At 29.3% G+C, this 12,272-nt stretch carries 23 protein-coding genes and 1 pseudogene; all 24 read right to left on the bottom strand.

Annotated elements, in window-relative coordinates:
* Positions 1 to 226, bottom strand: a pseudogene (locus NSA50_RS18845) (hypothetical protein); the annotation flags it as partial.
* 10 nt (positions 227 to 236) lie between these two features.
* Positions 237 to 425, bottom strand: coding sequence for a hypothetical protein (locus NSA50_RS18840; RefSeq protein ID WP_257447888.1), 189 nt, complete (start codon positions 423 to 425; stop codon positions 237 to 239).
* Positions 426 to 596: 171 nt separating this feature from the next.
* Complete coding sequence (locus NSA50_RS18835) at positions 597 to 770, bottom strand: hypothetical protein (RefSeq protein WP_257447886.1); 174 nt, start codon at positions 768 to 770, stop codon at positions 597 to 599.
* A 35-nt stretch (positions 771 to 805) separates the two neighbouring features.
* Positions 806 to 1,084 (bottom strand): hypothetical protein, encoded by a 279-nt coding sequence (locus tag NSA50_RS18830; RefSeq protein ID WP_250455975.1) that lies wholly within the window; start codon positions 1,082 to 1,084, stop codon positions 806 to 808.
* A gap of 202 nt (positions 1,085 to 1,286) precedes the next feature.
* Positions 1,287 to 1,412, bottom strand: coding sequence for a hypothetical protein (locus tag NSA50_RS18825; RefSeq protein WP_257447882.1), 126 nt, complete (start codon positions 1,410 to 1,412; stop codon positions 1,287 to 1,289).
* 48 nt (positions 1,413 to 1,460) lie between these two features.
* Positions 1,461 to 1,808, bottom strand: a complete 348-nt coding sequence (locus NSA50_RS18820) for a hypothetical protein (protein WP_257447880.1) — start codon at positions 1,806 to 1,808, stop codon at positions 1,461 to 1,463.
* Positions 1,805 to 2,062, bottom strand: coding sequence for a hypothetical protein (locus NSA50_RS18815; RefSeq protein ID WP_257447878.1), 258 nt, complete (start codon positions 2,060 to 2,062; stop codon positions 1,805 to 1,807). The genes NSA50_RS18820 and NSA50_RS18815 overlap by 4 nt, the downstream gene beginning before the upstream one ends.
* Positions 2,063 to 2,065: 3 nt before the next feature.
* Positions 2,066 to 3,769: a hypothetical protein gene (locus NSA50_RS18810; protein ID WP_257447876.1), complete on the bottom strand. Its 1,704-nt coding sequence runs from the start codon at positions 3,767 to 3,769 to the stop codon at positions 2,066 to 2,068.
* A 2-nt stretch (positions 3,770 to 3,771) separates the two neighbouring features.
* Positions 3,772 to 4,515: a hypothetical protein gene (locus tag NSA50_RS18805; RefSeq protein WP_257447874.1), complete on the bottom strand. Its 744-nt coding sequence runs from the start codon at positions 4,513 to 4,515 to the stop codon at positions 3,772 to 3,774.
* 167 nt (positions 4,516 to 4,682) lie between these two features.
* Positions 4,683 to 5,129, bottom strand: a complete 447-nt coding sequence (locus NSA50_RS18800; RefSeq protein WP_257447870.1) for a hypothetical protein — start codon at positions 5,127 to 5,129, stop codon at positions 4,683 to 4,685.
* Positions 5,104 to 5,376, bottom strand: coding sequence for a hypothetical protein (locus NSA50_RS18795; RefSeq protein ID WP_257447868.1), 273 nt, complete (start codon positions 5,374 to 5,376; stop codon positions 5,104 to 5,106). Before NSA50_RS18795 ends, NSA50_RS18800 begins: the two co-directional genes overlap by 26 nt.
* Before the next feature lie 2 nt (positions 5,377 to 5,378).
* Positions 5,379 to 5,678: a hypothetical protein gene (locus tag NSA50_RS18790; protein ID WP_257447865.1), complete on the bottom strand. Its 300-nt coding sequence runs from the start codon at positions 5,676 to 5,678 to the stop codon at positions 5,379 to 5,381.
* 57 nt (positions 5,679 to 5,735) lie between these two features.
* On the bottom strand, positions 5,736 to 6,191 hold the full coding sequence (locus NSA50_RS18785) for a DUF669 domain-containing protein (protein WP_257447862.1): 456 nt from the start codon (positions 6,189 to 6,191) through the stop codon (positions 5,736 to 5,738).
* Between the two features lie 83 nt (positions 6,192 to 6,274).
* The gene (locus NSA50_RS18780) at positions 6,275 to 7,990 is read right to left on the bottom strand and encodes an AAA family ATPase (RefSeq protein ID WP_257447858.1); all 1,716 of its coding nucleotides are present in this window, start codon (positions 7,988 to 7,990) and stop codon (positions 6,275 to 6,277) included.
* Complete coding sequence (locus tag NSA50_RS18775) at positions 7,991 to 8,143, bottom strand: hypothetical protein (RefSeq protein ID WP_257447855.1); 153 nt, start codon at positions 8,141 to 8,143, stop codon at positions 7,991 to 7,993. It abuts the gene before it with no gap.
* A 3-nt stretch (positions 8,144 to 8,146) separates the two neighbouring features.
* A complete protein-coding gene (locus NSA50_RS18770; RefSeq protein ID WP_257447844.1) occupies positions 8,147 to 8,950 on the bottom strand; it encodes a hypothetical protein in 804 nt (267 codons plus the stop codon).
* A complete protein-coding gene (locus tag NSA50_RS18765; protein ID WP_257447842.1) occupies positions 8,943 to 9,272 on the bottom strand; it encodes a hypothetical protein in 330 nt (109 codons plus the stop codon). Before NSA50_RS18765 ends, NSA50_RS18770 begins: the two co-directional genes overlap by 8 nt.
* The gene (locus NSA50_RS18760; protein ID WP_257447839.1) at positions 9,269 to 9,394 is read right to left on the bottom strand and encodes a hypothetical protein; all 126 of its coding nucleotides are present in this window, start codon (positions 9,392 to 9,394) and stop codon (positions 9,269 to 9,271) included. Before NSA50_RS18760 ends, NSA50_RS18765 begins: the two co-directional genes overlap by 4 nt.
* Positions 9,395 to 9,408: 14 nt before the next feature.
* Positions 9,409 to 9,705, bottom strand: a complete 297-nt coding sequence (locus tag NSA50_RS18755; protein ID WP_257447798.1) for a VRR-NUC domain-containing protein — start codon at positions 9,703 to 9,705, stop codon at positions 9,409 to 9,411.
* Positions 9,706 to 9,803: 98 nt separating this feature from the next.
* Positions 9,804 to 10,286, bottom strand: coding sequence for a hypothetical protein (locus tag NSA50_RS18750; RefSeq protein ID WP_257447795.1), 483 nt, complete (start codon positions 10,284 to 10,286; stop codon positions 9,804 to 9,806).
* Between the two features lie 13 nt (positions 10,287 to 10,299).
* Complete coding sequence (locus NSA50_RS18745; protein WP_257447792.1) at positions 10,300 to 10,677, bottom strand: hypothetical protein; 378 nt, start codon at positions 10,675 to 10,677, stop codon at positions 10,300 to 10,302.
* 3 nt (positions 10,678 to 10,680) lie between these two features.
* The gene (locus NSA50_RS18740) at positions 10,681 to 11,925 is read right to left on the bottom strand and encodes a DEAD/DEAH box helicase (RefSeq protein WP_257447790.1); all 1,245 of its coding nucleotides are present in this window, start codon (positions 11,923 to 11,925) and stop codon (positions 10,681 to 10,683) included.
* Positions 11,922 to 12,065 (bottom strand): hypothetical protein, encoded by a 144-nt coding sequence (locus NSA50_RS18735; protein ID WP_257447788.1) that lies wholly within the window; start codon positions 12,063 to 12,065, stop codon positions 11,922 to 11,924. The genes NSA50_RS18740 and NSA50_RS18735 overlap by 4 nt, the downstream gene beginning before the upstream one ends.
* Positions 12,049 to 12,198 carry a hypothetical protein gene (locus tag NSA50_RS18730; protein ID WP_257447786.1) on the bottom strand — a complete coding sequence of 50 codons (150 nt, stop codon included), beginning with the start codon at positions 12,196 to 12,198 and terminating at the stop codon, positions 12,049 to 12,051. Before NSA50_RS18730 ends, NSA50_RS18735 begins: the two co-directional genes overlap by 17 nt.
* Positions 12,199 to 12,272: the final 74 nt, after the last annotated feature.

Below are 12,272 nucleotides of genomic sequence, written 5' to 3'. Positions count from 1 at the left end.
TTCTTAGTTGTCCTTCTGTAAATAGTGGAGCTATTTCAATTCCCATTTCAAAACAAATGGTGGCAACATTTCTAACTAAACTAGGGAAACACTCCTTGTAGGCTGTAGAGTTGCCCATATATCCAATTAAGTCAAAATCACTTAAATTTGCTTCCCACCAATCTAAAAACACTTTCTGTACTTCCTTAGGTTGCTCTTTAAATTGTTCTACTGTTATAAATTCCATTCTATACCTCCTATTTATCCCAAAGAGAATCTAAGAATTCAATATACCCATTTAACTCTTTGTCGCTCATTCCATCTATATTAGCATTTCCCATTATAAAAGCTTTTTCGCTTTCTCTTATAAATTCTCTGTATGTTTGGGTATTTTTACAATCTTCACAATCGCATATTCTTTTATCTAAATTTGATTTATTTAACATTCCAATTCCTCCAAATCCCAATCCTTACAACAATCAGCACAAGCATTTTCTTTATTTAAAGTGCACGACTCACAATTTAACTCTTCATCTTCTCTCAAATTTTCAAACATTCTATCCCTCCTATAGAGTGGACCATATAAGATCCACTCGTAATATTTCTGTAATTACGCATTATTTATCTAAATCATCATACATAGTATTTAGTTTTTTTATTATTTCTTCTCTAACGTCTTTTTGTTTATTAGCTTCATTAACTTGATTATTTTCTATATACTTTTTAACTGTTGTTCTTTGGTCTATTGTTACCAACATAGCTAAATAATTTAATTCTTCTTTATTTAACATTACTTATACCCTCTTTCCTTTTTCTGAATTGCGAATTACAATTCTCTTCCACATCTTGAACATTTCATGCCACAATTATAGCTTGGCTCTTTCATACAAGGACATTGATCCTTAACTCCTTCTGTATATTTTTCTAAGTTTTGCCTAAAAAATAGTTGTCCTCCCGTTATAGTTCTAACATAATAAACATTTTTACCGACTATTCCAGTAGTATCACAATCTGTAACTTGTGCAATTAGTTGTATTTCTCCAACTTCTTCATTTCCATTTTGCATATTAGTGAATATAACTTTATCTTTTATTTTTAAATCCATAGTTACCTCCATTTTCTTCGCAATAATTTCATAAAAATCACTAATTATTATGAATTACGAACTATGAATAGTTTTCTAATAAGTATTTTTCAATACTTTCTATTACATCATGCTTCGCTTTTACTTCAATCATACTCTCTAAGTCAAATTTAAATTTCATGTCAACTACTACTTTTTTATCACTACATCTATATGATTTATCCTAAACTACTAAAGATACTTCCTTAGTATTTTTATTATAATCAGTTCCAAATCCAACACTACCCCATATTCCATAAACTATACCACTAACTGCTCTATCTACTGTTTCTTCAATTCTCTCCCACATAATAAATCCTCGCTTTCATTTTTATTTTTAGTGCGTAATATAATCAAATTACTCCTTAAATACATATCCTCTCTCATACATCTTCTTAATATGCTTGTCCAAACCTCTATATACCATATCTACTGGTATATTTATCATAGACATAACGTTAAGCTTAGTTTGTACACTATCCCAAAATTCCTCAATAGCATTATCTATGTCATACTTCATTATCGCTTCAAGAAACTCTTCATCTTCCTCGTAGCACTTTCTCATTTCATCGAGTAAGTTTGTATCTAACTTTGACTTTTCCATGTCTAAAGGTCTTAATGTAACTTCCTTCTCACTTGCCCCTCTAAAGAAGAAAATTATCAACATAACTGCTATAATCCATACCCCTATACCAATTAGAATCATAGATTAAACACTTCCTTTTTAAACGGTTTAAGTTCTAGAATTTTCTTTTCTATATCTTCAAAGTTCTTTAATCCTGTACTTAATATTTCTCTATCAACTAAGTACTTAAATGCACTTTCTAAATTAGGATGATAACTTATTGGTTTCCAAAGTTTTTCTCCTTTATTCTTACCTTCCTTACCTACATATGTTTCAAATATAGTTACATTTAATAAGTCAGTTGACTCCATTTTGTATTTTTCATTAACTCTCATTTGCTACACCTCTCCTATAAAATCCTTAATTCTTTTGTTAGCAGTATCTATATACCATTTCTTGTCTAGTTTCCTTGGAACCTTAACTCCATTTATATCTCCATTTTCTATAAAACATCTTTCAGGAGTACCACCAATTTTATCTGGATTTTCTTTATTCCTATGGAGTTTAAATACTCCAGGATCTCTTCTAGATTTTGAAGCAAATACTCTTAATACCTTCTCACTAATAATTTTAGGTCCATGTAATGCATAATTATATTTTCCAGACACTTTAACTACTTTTTGAAACTCTATTAAATCATCACAATTATTAATTGTATCTTCTACACTTATTCCATTAATAAAATAATCCATTAAAGCCTTATTTACTATTGGTAAATCATTGTCCAGTTTATTAAGTGATTTTACATAAGCTCCTTTTGACTTTATCTTTCCATTCTCCATAACTATAATGTAGTTATTAACATCTTTTTGAATTACCTTTTTAATTAAGTCATGCTCTAAATTCATATTTGTTCTCTTTGACCATTCTTTACATACATCTTTATAAATTTCTATTAATTCTTCGGATGGTAATTTAAACATTACACCATCAGTATTAGATTGAATTAATATAGCTCCTGGTATAGCATCTGTTACATGCTCTATTAGATCTAATAATAAAAGTTGCCCGTTAATACATACATTATTAGCTTGAAGTGGATCGAATAAATTATTATACTTATCTTTTGAAGCTCCATAAGTACCATTTAGAACTATCTTATAAGGAGCTTGCTCTGCTTTCTTTCCAGCTCTTTTTAAACCAACTCTAACATCATATATCTCTTTAAACTTTTCAGGATATCTTACATTTCTAGATAAAAAATTATACACAATCATTAAGCTTGGATAATAAGATTCTACATCTGAATTTATAAATATCCCTTCACCTTGATATTTATCTTTAGCTCCATGTAGGCCACCCCATCCAAATACATGAGGTACTCCTTCAACATCAATTTCAAGTGATTTTTTATAATCATTATTTTCTTTATTTTCATACCATTGCTTAATATTCTTGTATCTATTAAGTTTAAGATTATCTACTATTGTTATTTCAAACTCATCATCATGTTCTCTCTTATCAGCTTCTAAAATAATAGCGCTTAGCTGAGCTTTAGTTTTATTAATGTATTTAAGTGGTAATTTAAAGGTTTTTATTAAATTCATCTGACTTTCAAATTCCTCTTTCCTATTAATAAAAACTTGCATAGTTTGCTCAACATCATGATTACAGTAGAAGAATACTTCTTCTATCTCTTTAGAATTTAATTTACGATTAATATTAAAATTTACTGTAGTTTCTCTAATATCATTTCCCATAAATCCCTCTAGTTGCTTTAATCCTTTAAATTTATCTGTCATAATATCAAAATTGTAAAGTTGTATCTGATTAAATAATCTACTATACTGCCATCCACCCAAATTTTTTACTATTATGTGATCATTAATTTCCTTAGGATCCATACCTAGAAGTATTCCTTTTAAAATATACTGGTCATATGATCTACTATTATATCCAATCCAAATATTATCCTTATTCGCTTCATATATTTTTCTTAATTCTTCTTCATCATTTAAGATCTCATGAGTTGTCCTAGTATTTGTATCTTTTATTACTACCAACCAATCATGCGAAAAAACTTCAAAATCGTAAAAAAGCATTATTAATACCCCCTAGCTCTCAGTCTGTCACATATACTTAAATGTGTTTTATTTAACTCTTTGGCTATTGAATAATTGTCATATCCCCTTTTATGAAGATTAATCATCTTTTCATTTTCTTCATTAGTCCACTTAATCTGTTTGTCTAATGGTATTGGTCTATATGGTACATTTAAATCATACAATCTTCTCTTAATCGCTGCTTCAGTTCTATTAAATTCAACTGCTAAATCTTTATAGCTATATCTATAAGACTTTACTTTTGAAATTAGTAATATATCATCTGAATTGCTCCAGGCTCTATTTGAATTATGTTTTGATGGGTTAATTGAATCCGCTCTTCTTTTTTCATCCACCCACTCAGGTTCAACTCCTAAAGCGCCTTTTTCAAATCTAGCAAAATTTACTACATTTTTATTTTGTTCCGCCCACTTCCAAAAGTCATCCAATTTAACTTTTAAAACTTTTTTACTAGATATCGTTTTACTTATTACTGGTAACCCATTATCAATATATTTTTCCTTAACCCATGAATAACTATTACCTTGTCCTATAGCTATTAGTAATTGATTTATGCTAATTAAATCACCAGCACTTACAAAACTTCCTAGCTTTAATTTTCTAGCCTTGTTTATTATTCCTAACTCAGTTCTATTTAACTTTTTAGCCATAGTTTTAATTGAAACGGTTCCCCAGCTATCCTCTAAATATATAATTTCTTCGTTAGTCCATTTCCTTTTATTCATTGACCTTACCCCTTATAAAACTTATTTTTCTTCTTCATATCTAATTTGAGATTCGATATATAAGTTTTTTTATCATCATTACAATCACTTAGATCTGCCGCATATGGACAATTAACCTTTTCACCTAAATATGGTGTACTAATATCATCTAAAGCTTTATATATTGATCAAGTTTTATAATCATCATTGCAGCCAACACACCTTACTGCTGCAACATCTTCTAATACATCTAAAAATTTATCTCTTTCAATAACTATATATCTCATATTGTCATTTATATCTCTCATGAGTTTTCTTACTGTATAATCATCTATTAATTTATAGTCGAATTTCATAATCTGCTTATTTAGCTTCTTAAGCTCAACTTCATTCAAGTTTTCCTCTATTTCATAACAAAATTTTTTTAAATAAGTTCTAACTAGTTTTAAGTTTTTCTTCATATTTGGAGTTATCATACCTCTTTTTTCCAACTCACTCCAAATTTCTTCTGTAATTCTTCCATTCAAATTACGTTGGCCATCAATAGTTTGGATAAAAGCTTTTGAAATCATGTAAAAGTTCTTTTCTTCTGCATTTAAATATTCCCTCTTAAGATTTCTCATTTTTCTTTTCACTCTCTCTTCTTTGCATTATTTTACTAACATCTTCCAATATAATAATAGCTTTAGTTTTACTAATATTATTTTTTTCAAATGCCTCAACTAAACAATCTGAAAATAAATTCTTAAACCATATCACTCGATCTTGAACTTCACTTTCTATATATTCTTTATTTACATCATTTAATAGATTGTTATATTGTTCACTTGTTAATTTTTTAGACATATATTTTCTCTTTTTTCTAATTTCAGCTCGGCCCATTTTTATATCACCTCATACTTTTTCTTATATCTATAGATCTTAGCTCTAATTGCCTCTGAACCTAAATTGAAGATTCCCCCTATTTCTTTATAACTTATACCTCTGTTGTATAACTCATACATTTCTTTCAGCTCATCATCTGAGCATATGACTCTTTTGGTTTTTATGGGTGATAGTTCACGCTTCACTTCAACTTCAAAATATTTTAATGCTTCCTCTGAACTTATTATATTTGGGGAAAGTATTGCTAAACATAAAGCATACCAATTTTCTATTAATACTATTGAATTTTTCGTAACCATACACCCTTCACCTCATATTTCTATATTTAAAAGGGGAGACTTTAACTCCCCCTGTTGTTATTTTTCAAATACGTCTTTTATTTCATAAGTATTGTATCCTTTAGAATTTTTATCATATTTTAGCTCATACTCTAAATTTCCATCTATAGCTTCAACAATATCTAATAACATCTTATGGTATTTCTTAAAGCTAACAAACTCTACTTCCACACCTGAATCTAAACTCCTTAACATTTCATTTGCATTATGAATACCAAATCCTTGGCTCATTACTTGATTATAGAAAATTAAACTTCCTTTGTATTCTCCAGCGACTATTTTGAACCAAATACTTAACATTGGATCACCTTTTTTAGATTTAGTTAATTCTAACTTATTAATCTCAACTTCATAATTTCCAAGTGGTACTTCTTTAAAATTTCCCCCACCATTTTCTGCTGCTTCCTTAGCATCTGCAGCTAAACCTTCTACGTCAATTTTTTCATCAAACTCATCCCATAATTCTTTTGCCATTTTTAATTTCTCCTTTGTTTGTTAAATATTTGAGAGAATTATGGCTCCCTCGAACCTTATTTATAATTAAAATGTGTTAAAAATTACTCAGTTTTTCTTGTTCTTCTTCTGCGAGGTTTATCTTCCTCAGAAGGTTTGTCCTCACTAGCAGCTTCTTCATTAACTATCATTTCTTCCTTACTATGGTCTACTACTTCATCTTTAACTTCTTTATTTGGAGCTTTTTCATCTTCTTTCACTTCTTCTTTTTTAGATCTTCTTGAAGGTTTTTCTTCTTTTGGACCATCTTCCTTTACAGCTTCTTTCTTTCCCTTATTAGCTTCATCGTACACATTCATTAACTCTTCCCAAGATAGTGGAATACTTGTTTGTGATATACCTTTTAATCTTCCACCTCCAAATATAACTTCAGAAGTCTTAAAGTTAAGAGTTCTACTATCATCATCTTCAACAACAACTCTTGCTACAATATCAACCATACCAGCAACCTTATTTGCTATAGCATCTTGTATATTAGGTGCAATTCTTGTAATGTTTTGACCATTCTTTTTTGTAATATCTTTAGATACATCCTCATGTGATAGTACAACAATGTTTTCATAGTCCAAATTGAATAATCTTCTAATTGTTGATAGATATTCTGTTTTTATAATGTCCCAGCCCTTACCAAAGCCTCCGTCAGATTCATGAGTTATTCCCATTTCATCATACTTATAAAGTCTGCACATTTCTCTCGTATCTTCTAAAAGGTCTACTATTATTGTTTTGAAATCATTTTGCTTTTTTTCTAACTCAGTTATAGTTTCTTTAAATACTTCCCAGGCAAATTTACGGTTTGTTATCCTACCATTTACTGTAACTTCATCTTTTATAGCTATATATGGCATAGTCACGAACTCAATATTTCCATCAGTATTTAAATTTAGTGGACTAGGAGCATCGTCTAACATAGTAGTTTTTCCACTAAATGCTGGTCCATAAATCCATAGCTTTCTCTTTTTTGTTTTTGTAATATCTCTTCTTTCAGTACTTGGTAATTTCATATCATCAATTCCTTTCAAATTTAATATTTCGTAATCAACATTTCGAATACAATAATTTTCATATTCACACCAGGAACAAAATCCTGTTGGATTCTTTTTATATTCAACATCTTCAGTAATTTTAATTATGTTATCCATAAATTCAATAACTTTAGATGGATCATATTTAACTTCCATAATTTTAATTTTTGAATTAGTAAGTTCTTCTTTGAGTCTTTTTCTAAATTGATATGGTGACTCTTCCTTCTTTTGCTTGATAGATATTTTAGGAATAAAGATAAATCCTAATCTTCTAACCTTAAATCCTATCTGCTCCAAAAAGTATTTATACAAATGGAGTTGTGGTGACTCTGAATATTTTTCATAGTTATTACTATATTTATAATCAAATACATCAACTGATCCATCTTCATTTTTAGTTATAAGATCAACTATTCCTACAAATCTTGAAGTATTTATTCTAAATTCTTTTTTATACACATTGATTCCAGCTAATAGTTCATGTATTTTAGGTATTAAATATTCAAACTTCATAACTTCTTCTATATGTCTATCAGTAATTATTGGATAGTTACTGTAGTAAAATTTAAGAGCGTCTTCTAAATTTGTTTCAGCTCCCTGGTGCATTGTGTTACCACATATTAGAGCATTATCAGCTTCAGGTGCTTGAATAGTTTTAAGTTTATCTACATAGCGTAATTTATATTTGTAGGGACAACTCATATGAGTTTCTACTTTTGAATGTGAGTATTGCATCTAATCACCTACTCTCTCACTCCACAAAGGTTTACCCCTTCTTTTGTCTACTATCTCAATATTCACTTGTGCTCTGATTTCATCTATTGAATCACCCTCAATAGTTATTGAATCTAGAACATCATTAACTTTATAATAAATTCTGAATGTCACCTCTTACCCCTCCACATCAAAGTTAAATTCAATGCATTTTCTACTTGCTAAGTAGTCACATAAATGTACAAAACTTTGCATTATAGTTTCAGGCTTTGGTAGTACTTCTTCACCAGTTTTATAATCTGTATTCCATTGCCCCATGTGTGATTTAATACATTCAGCTATTTGGTACCAGCAATCATCTTCCATAATCTCTAAAACTTCATCTGGAAGCTCATCTTCTTCGACTTCCCAGTATTTATCTTCTATATACTTAATAACTTCTAAAGGATGTGTAGAAGTTGTATAACCACTTCCATTAGGCCCATGCTTTACTCCATCATGTAGTAATAAGCTAACTCTTATGATGTCCTTCTCAGTATTAGTGAAATTTTGAACAGTATCATTTCTAAAAAGCTCTTCTGCTACTCTTACTGCTGCTATTGTATGTCTAACTAGTCCACCTTCTCCTTGTGAATAGTTTGGATGATATTTTCCTGTAGAACTTGCCGCTACTTCAAAGAAATAATCAGGTAATTGTTTTAAGGACCATTCAGCAAATATCTTCAAAGGTTTATACTCTATAAAATCTAGTTCCCTCTTAAAATCATACTTAGGGGCTCTGTAGTCTTGGTCTATATCTTCAGCTATATCTAAGTTAATAAATAGTTCTTTTAACTTGTGAATAGCTTGTAAAGGCATATCCCATGATTTATTACTTGGATTATATTTTCTTCCTGTTACTGTCTTAATTTTTGATACTGTATCAGCATCATAATCAAAACTAACATTTAAGGTGTCATTGATTTTAATAACCTTAATCACCCATATACCCCCTTACATTTATAAAGTGTACTTTAATCTCCTTGGTAAGATCCCTCATATTTATTTGTTTTATCTTACCTTTATTAACTCCATCTACAGTTTCAACTACATTATCTTTAACAAGGCCTTCTCTCTCAAAATCAACAAAATTAGCTTTACCATTTTTGCCTACATACTCAGTAGCATTATTTTTTCCTAATAACTCTACTAATTCCATTTTTGCTGAATCCAAATCCTCTTTATTTCTTTTTCCATTCTCTTTTAGCTCAAGTATTGTATCAATTAAATCTTCAGCCTCTTCTTGCCATTTTTCTTTAATCATTTGTGTTTCCTCCCATATTCTTTTATTCTATTTACATTCTGTATTGAATGAACTCTAGCACTATTTTGTTTTTCTTTTTCCTTACGTTGCTTGTTGTATAAATCATTTATTACTTTGCTCATAAATTCACTCTTGTTTAACTTCTGCATAACTCTATAAGCCTTTCTTTTAAGTTTTCAAAGTCCTTTGGATAAACTATATAAGCTATTCCGTTAGATTCATTTATGAGCCTTATATTACGCTTTTGGAGTTCACTAGCATGTCCGTTTTCTGCTTTAACTTCTAATGCTACGAAGTGACCATTTATGCAAGCTATAATATCTGGAATACCTGATTTACTATATGGACCACTCCATACTTTAAAGTACCAAGTATTAGGCAACTTATTTAAAAACTTCTTTATTTCATTTTCAAAGGTCTTTTCAGCAGCCATTATTCTTCATCCTCAACTGGCATATATCCATCTTCTAACAGACTTGTATAAATTACTTCATTGTCTTCATTAACATCGAATTTGTATCCTGTATTCATTTATTTTTCTCCTTTCAACTTAATTCTTATAGAACTTTTAACATTTGAAATCTTACTATACTTACGAAATACATCTGGAAGCTCTTTCTTAAGCTTTGTACTATCAATATTTGTACGAGTCGTTGGAGCTGTATAAGTTACTGTCATAACCTCGTTATCCCACTTCTTTACTCCATGAGTTTCCATGGCTTTTAATAGATCTTCTTTTAACTCCTCTTGCTGCTCCTTAATTGATTTAGCTTGTATCTCTAAATCCTGAAGCTTTTGTAATGCTGGCATAACTTCTATTGGTAATCCTGGAACTGCTACTTTAAATTCAATCCCTACTAAAGCTTTGTTATAACATTCTTTACAAATTATTCCGTTACAACCTTCATGATCAAGTAGTCCAAAATTATGTGGACACAATTCCTCTACTTCTGTAAATTTGTCAAATTCTTCTCTAGTCATTTCTCTACTGTACTCTTCTACTGTTTTTAACATTTGTTATTCCTCCTTAGTTATTTTCAAAATAGTTCATTATTCCTGGTGATAATTTTTCATCTATAAGTTCGATCAACTCATCTTCATTAGGGATAAATTTATGAATATTTTTGCTTTTCTTTAAATATCCATGTTCCTCTAAATCAATTAGTATATTTTCTACTATTTTATTGATTAATCCTGATTCTCTAATTTGTTCTGTGAAAGTTCCATCTTCAATATAACTTATCATTTTATCATCAGGAGATTCTAATTCATCTTCTTTAAAATCTAATAAAGCTATTACTACTTCTGAGCCAAGATTTTCTTCAATAATATTTAACACATCACCATAACTCATTATGGTTTCTGTTACATTTTTTAGCTTTTTATAAGTTATAACTTTTGGCATAATTTAAACCTCCAGTTCTTCGAATAATTTATTTGTAAAATCTCTTCTCTGTCCTAATACTTCATATATCTTTTCTTCAATTGTTCTATCTGTTATTAAGTAATAATAGAAACAAGTATTTTTCTGACCAATTCTATGAGTTCTCTTTTTGCTTTGCTCAAACAACTCTGAACTTAGCGGTAAACTAAAATATATAATCTTATTACTTAGCTGTAAATTAAGTCCCATAGCTCCTGCTTGATATTGAATTAATGTCACTGATTCCTGGTCCTTCTCATAGCAAATTAAGTCTTTACGTTGACCATTAACAACCGATACTGGCCTTTCCATTCTGATACACATATCTTCTATTTCCTTAAGCTCTTCATTGAAGTTGTAGAAAATAATTACCCTATCATTTGTTGACTCCAATAAATCTCTTAATTTACTAGTTTTATTACTGTTATACTGACTAGCTAATTGTCTCTGATATAATAATTTAGTTAAACTTGTATCTCCAACAAGCTCTTTATCATCAATTTCAATGAGCCTATTCTTAACAAACTTTTTATACTCCTTAGTTGACTCAACTTTTATTACGTTATCTATTTGCTCAGGGAGATCCAATACTTCTTCAGTTTTCATAAAAATAGCTCCATGTTCTCTTAGCTTTTCTTTGAGTCTATCAATATTCTTATATCCAATTACTATTGGAATACTGAATCCGTTAATATCCATCTTCTTAGTAACAATGTATGTGTCCCAAAAAGCTTTTTTACTAATCTTCCAGCCTAACAATTTACATTGACTGTATAATTCTTCATACTTTCCACCAGTAGGTGTTCCTGATAATAAAATTACATTACTTGGTTTCATCTTAAGTATGAATTTAGTTCTATTAGATTTCTCATTTTTAATACAGCTAGACTCATCTAACATTAAAGTAAAATCTTCTAGTTCTAATAATTCCGACCTTCTCCATACCAAATCATAATTTATAATAATTATTGATTTATCTTTAATTGCTACTTTCTTGTTATAAATTATTATGTTATAATCTGAATAATAAGTTTTGAAGTGCTCATACCAATCTTGTAATTTTGATTTTTGGCAGATTATCAAATTTACATTGGCATCGAGCTCTTTTAATTTTTCTGACCCTACAAATGTTTTTCCTAATCCCATATCTAGATAGTAAGCACATCTATTAAAATCTTTAGTGGCAGCTATAGATTTTTCTTGATGTGGTAATAACTTTACTTCATTCATCTACTGCTCCAATCTATAGCATTGCTATTTCTAATTAATGTTTTTTGAAGTTTCTTCTCTTGATTTCGAAAGTATTTTTCTGTAAATACTCTTTTGAATTTACCAAATGATAATTTGCTATTATCAATTTTTCTTGGCATTTTTAATTTCCCCCAATTCCTTTGTATATTTTTCATATACCAACCTTCTAGCCGCATTATAAGATAAACCCTTATATTGAAATTCTTTAATTTCATCCTGAATTATTATGAAAATTTCAATTCCCTTTGCCATATCTTAAAGCTCCTTTTGAAAATTCTCATATATTCCTTAGAACTTGTCCTTTTCCCAAAGGCAACTCTATTTAC

It is taken from the genome of Clostridium mucosae, assembly GCF_024622765.1.
GTDB lineage: Bacteria > Bacillota > Clostridia > Clostridiales > Clostridiaceae > Clostridium.
Note: the sequence above shows the minus strand (reverse complement) of the source record. Positions and strands in the feature narration are given on the sequence as shown.

Bases quoted from the DNA above. Each gene is read 5' to 3' on its own strand.
- NSA50_RS18840 (WP_257447888.1), bottom strand. From the start codon at position 425: ATGTTAAATAAATCAAATTTAGATAAAAGAATATGCGATTGTGAAGAT.
- NSA50_RS18835 (WP_257447886.1), bottom strand. From the start codon at position 770: ATGTTAAATAAAGAAGAATTAAATTATTTAGCTATGTTGGTAACAATA.
- NSA50_RS18830 (WP_250455975.1), bottom strand. From the start codon at position 1,084: ATGGATTTAAAAATAAAAGATAAAGTTATATTCACTAATATGCAAAAT.
- NSA50_RS18825 (WP_257447882.1), bottom strand. From the start codon at position 1,412: ATGTGGGAGAGAATTGAAGAAACAGTAGATAGAGCAGTTAGTGGTATA.
- NSA50_RS18820 (WP_257447880.1), bottom strand. From the start codon at position 1,808: ATGATTCTAATTGGTATAGGGGTATGGATTATAGCAGTTATGTTGATA.
- NSA50_RS18815 (WP_257447878.1), bottom strand. From the start codon at position 2,062: ATGAGAGTTAATGAAAAATACAAAATGGAGTCAACTGACTTATTAAAT.
- NSA50_RS18810 (WP_257447876.1), bottom strand. From the start codon at position 3,769: ATGCTTTTTTACGATTTTGAAGTTTTTTCGCATGATTGGTTGGTAGTA.
- NSA50_RS18805 (WP_257447874.1), bottom strand. From the start codon at position 4,515: ATGAATAAAAGGAAATGGACTAACGAAGAAATTATATATTTAGAGGAT.
- NSA50_RS18795 (WP_257447868.1), bottom strand. From the start codon at position 5,376: ATGGGCCGAGCTGAAATTAGAAAAAAGAGAAAATATATGTCTAAAAAA.
- NSA50_RS18790 (WP_257447865.1), bottom strand. From the start codon at position 5,678: ATGGTTACGAAAAATTCAATAGTATTAATAGAAAATTGGTATGCTTTA.
- NSA50_RS18785 (WP_257447862.1), bottom strand. From the start codon at position 6,191: ATGGCAAAAGAATTATGGGATGAGTTTGATGAAAAAATTGACGTAGAA.
- NSA50_RS18780 (WP_257447858.1), bottom strand. From the start codon at position 7,990: ATGCAATACTCACATTCAAAAGTAGAAACTCATATGAGTTGTCCCTAC.
- NSA50_RS18765 (WP_257447842.1), bottom strand. From the start codon at position 9,272: ATGATTAAAGAAAAATGGCAAGAAGAGGCTGAAGATTTAATTGATACA.
- NSA50_RS18760 (WP_257447839.1), bottom strand. From the start codon at position 9,394: ATGAGCAAAGTAATAAATGATTTATACAACAAGCAACGTAAGGAAAAA.
- NSA50_RS18755 (WP_257447798.1), bottom strand. From the start codon at position 9,705: ATGGCTGCTGAAAAGACCTTTGAAAATGAAATAAAGAAGTTTTTAAAT.
- NSA50_RS18750 (WP_257447795.1), bottom strand. From the start codon at position 10,286: ATGTTAAAAACAGTAGAAGAGTACAGTAGAGAAATGACTAGAGAAGAA.
- NSA50_RS18745 (WP_257447792.1), bottom strand. From the start codon at position 10,677: ATGCCAAAAGTTATAACTTATAAAAAGCTAAAAAATGTAACAGAAACC.
- NSA50_RS18740 (WP_257447790.1), bottom strand. From the start codon at position 11,925: ATGAATGAAGTAAAGTTATTACCACATCAAGAAAAATCTATAGCTGCC.
- NSA50_RS18735 (WP_257447788.1), bottom strand. From the start codon at position 12,065: ATGCCAAGAAAAATTGATAATAGCAAATTATCATTTGGTAAATTCAAA.
- NSA50_RS18730 (WP_257447786.1), bottom strand. From the start codon at position 12,198: ATGGCAAAGGGAATTGAAATTTTCATAATAATTCAGGATGAAATTAAA.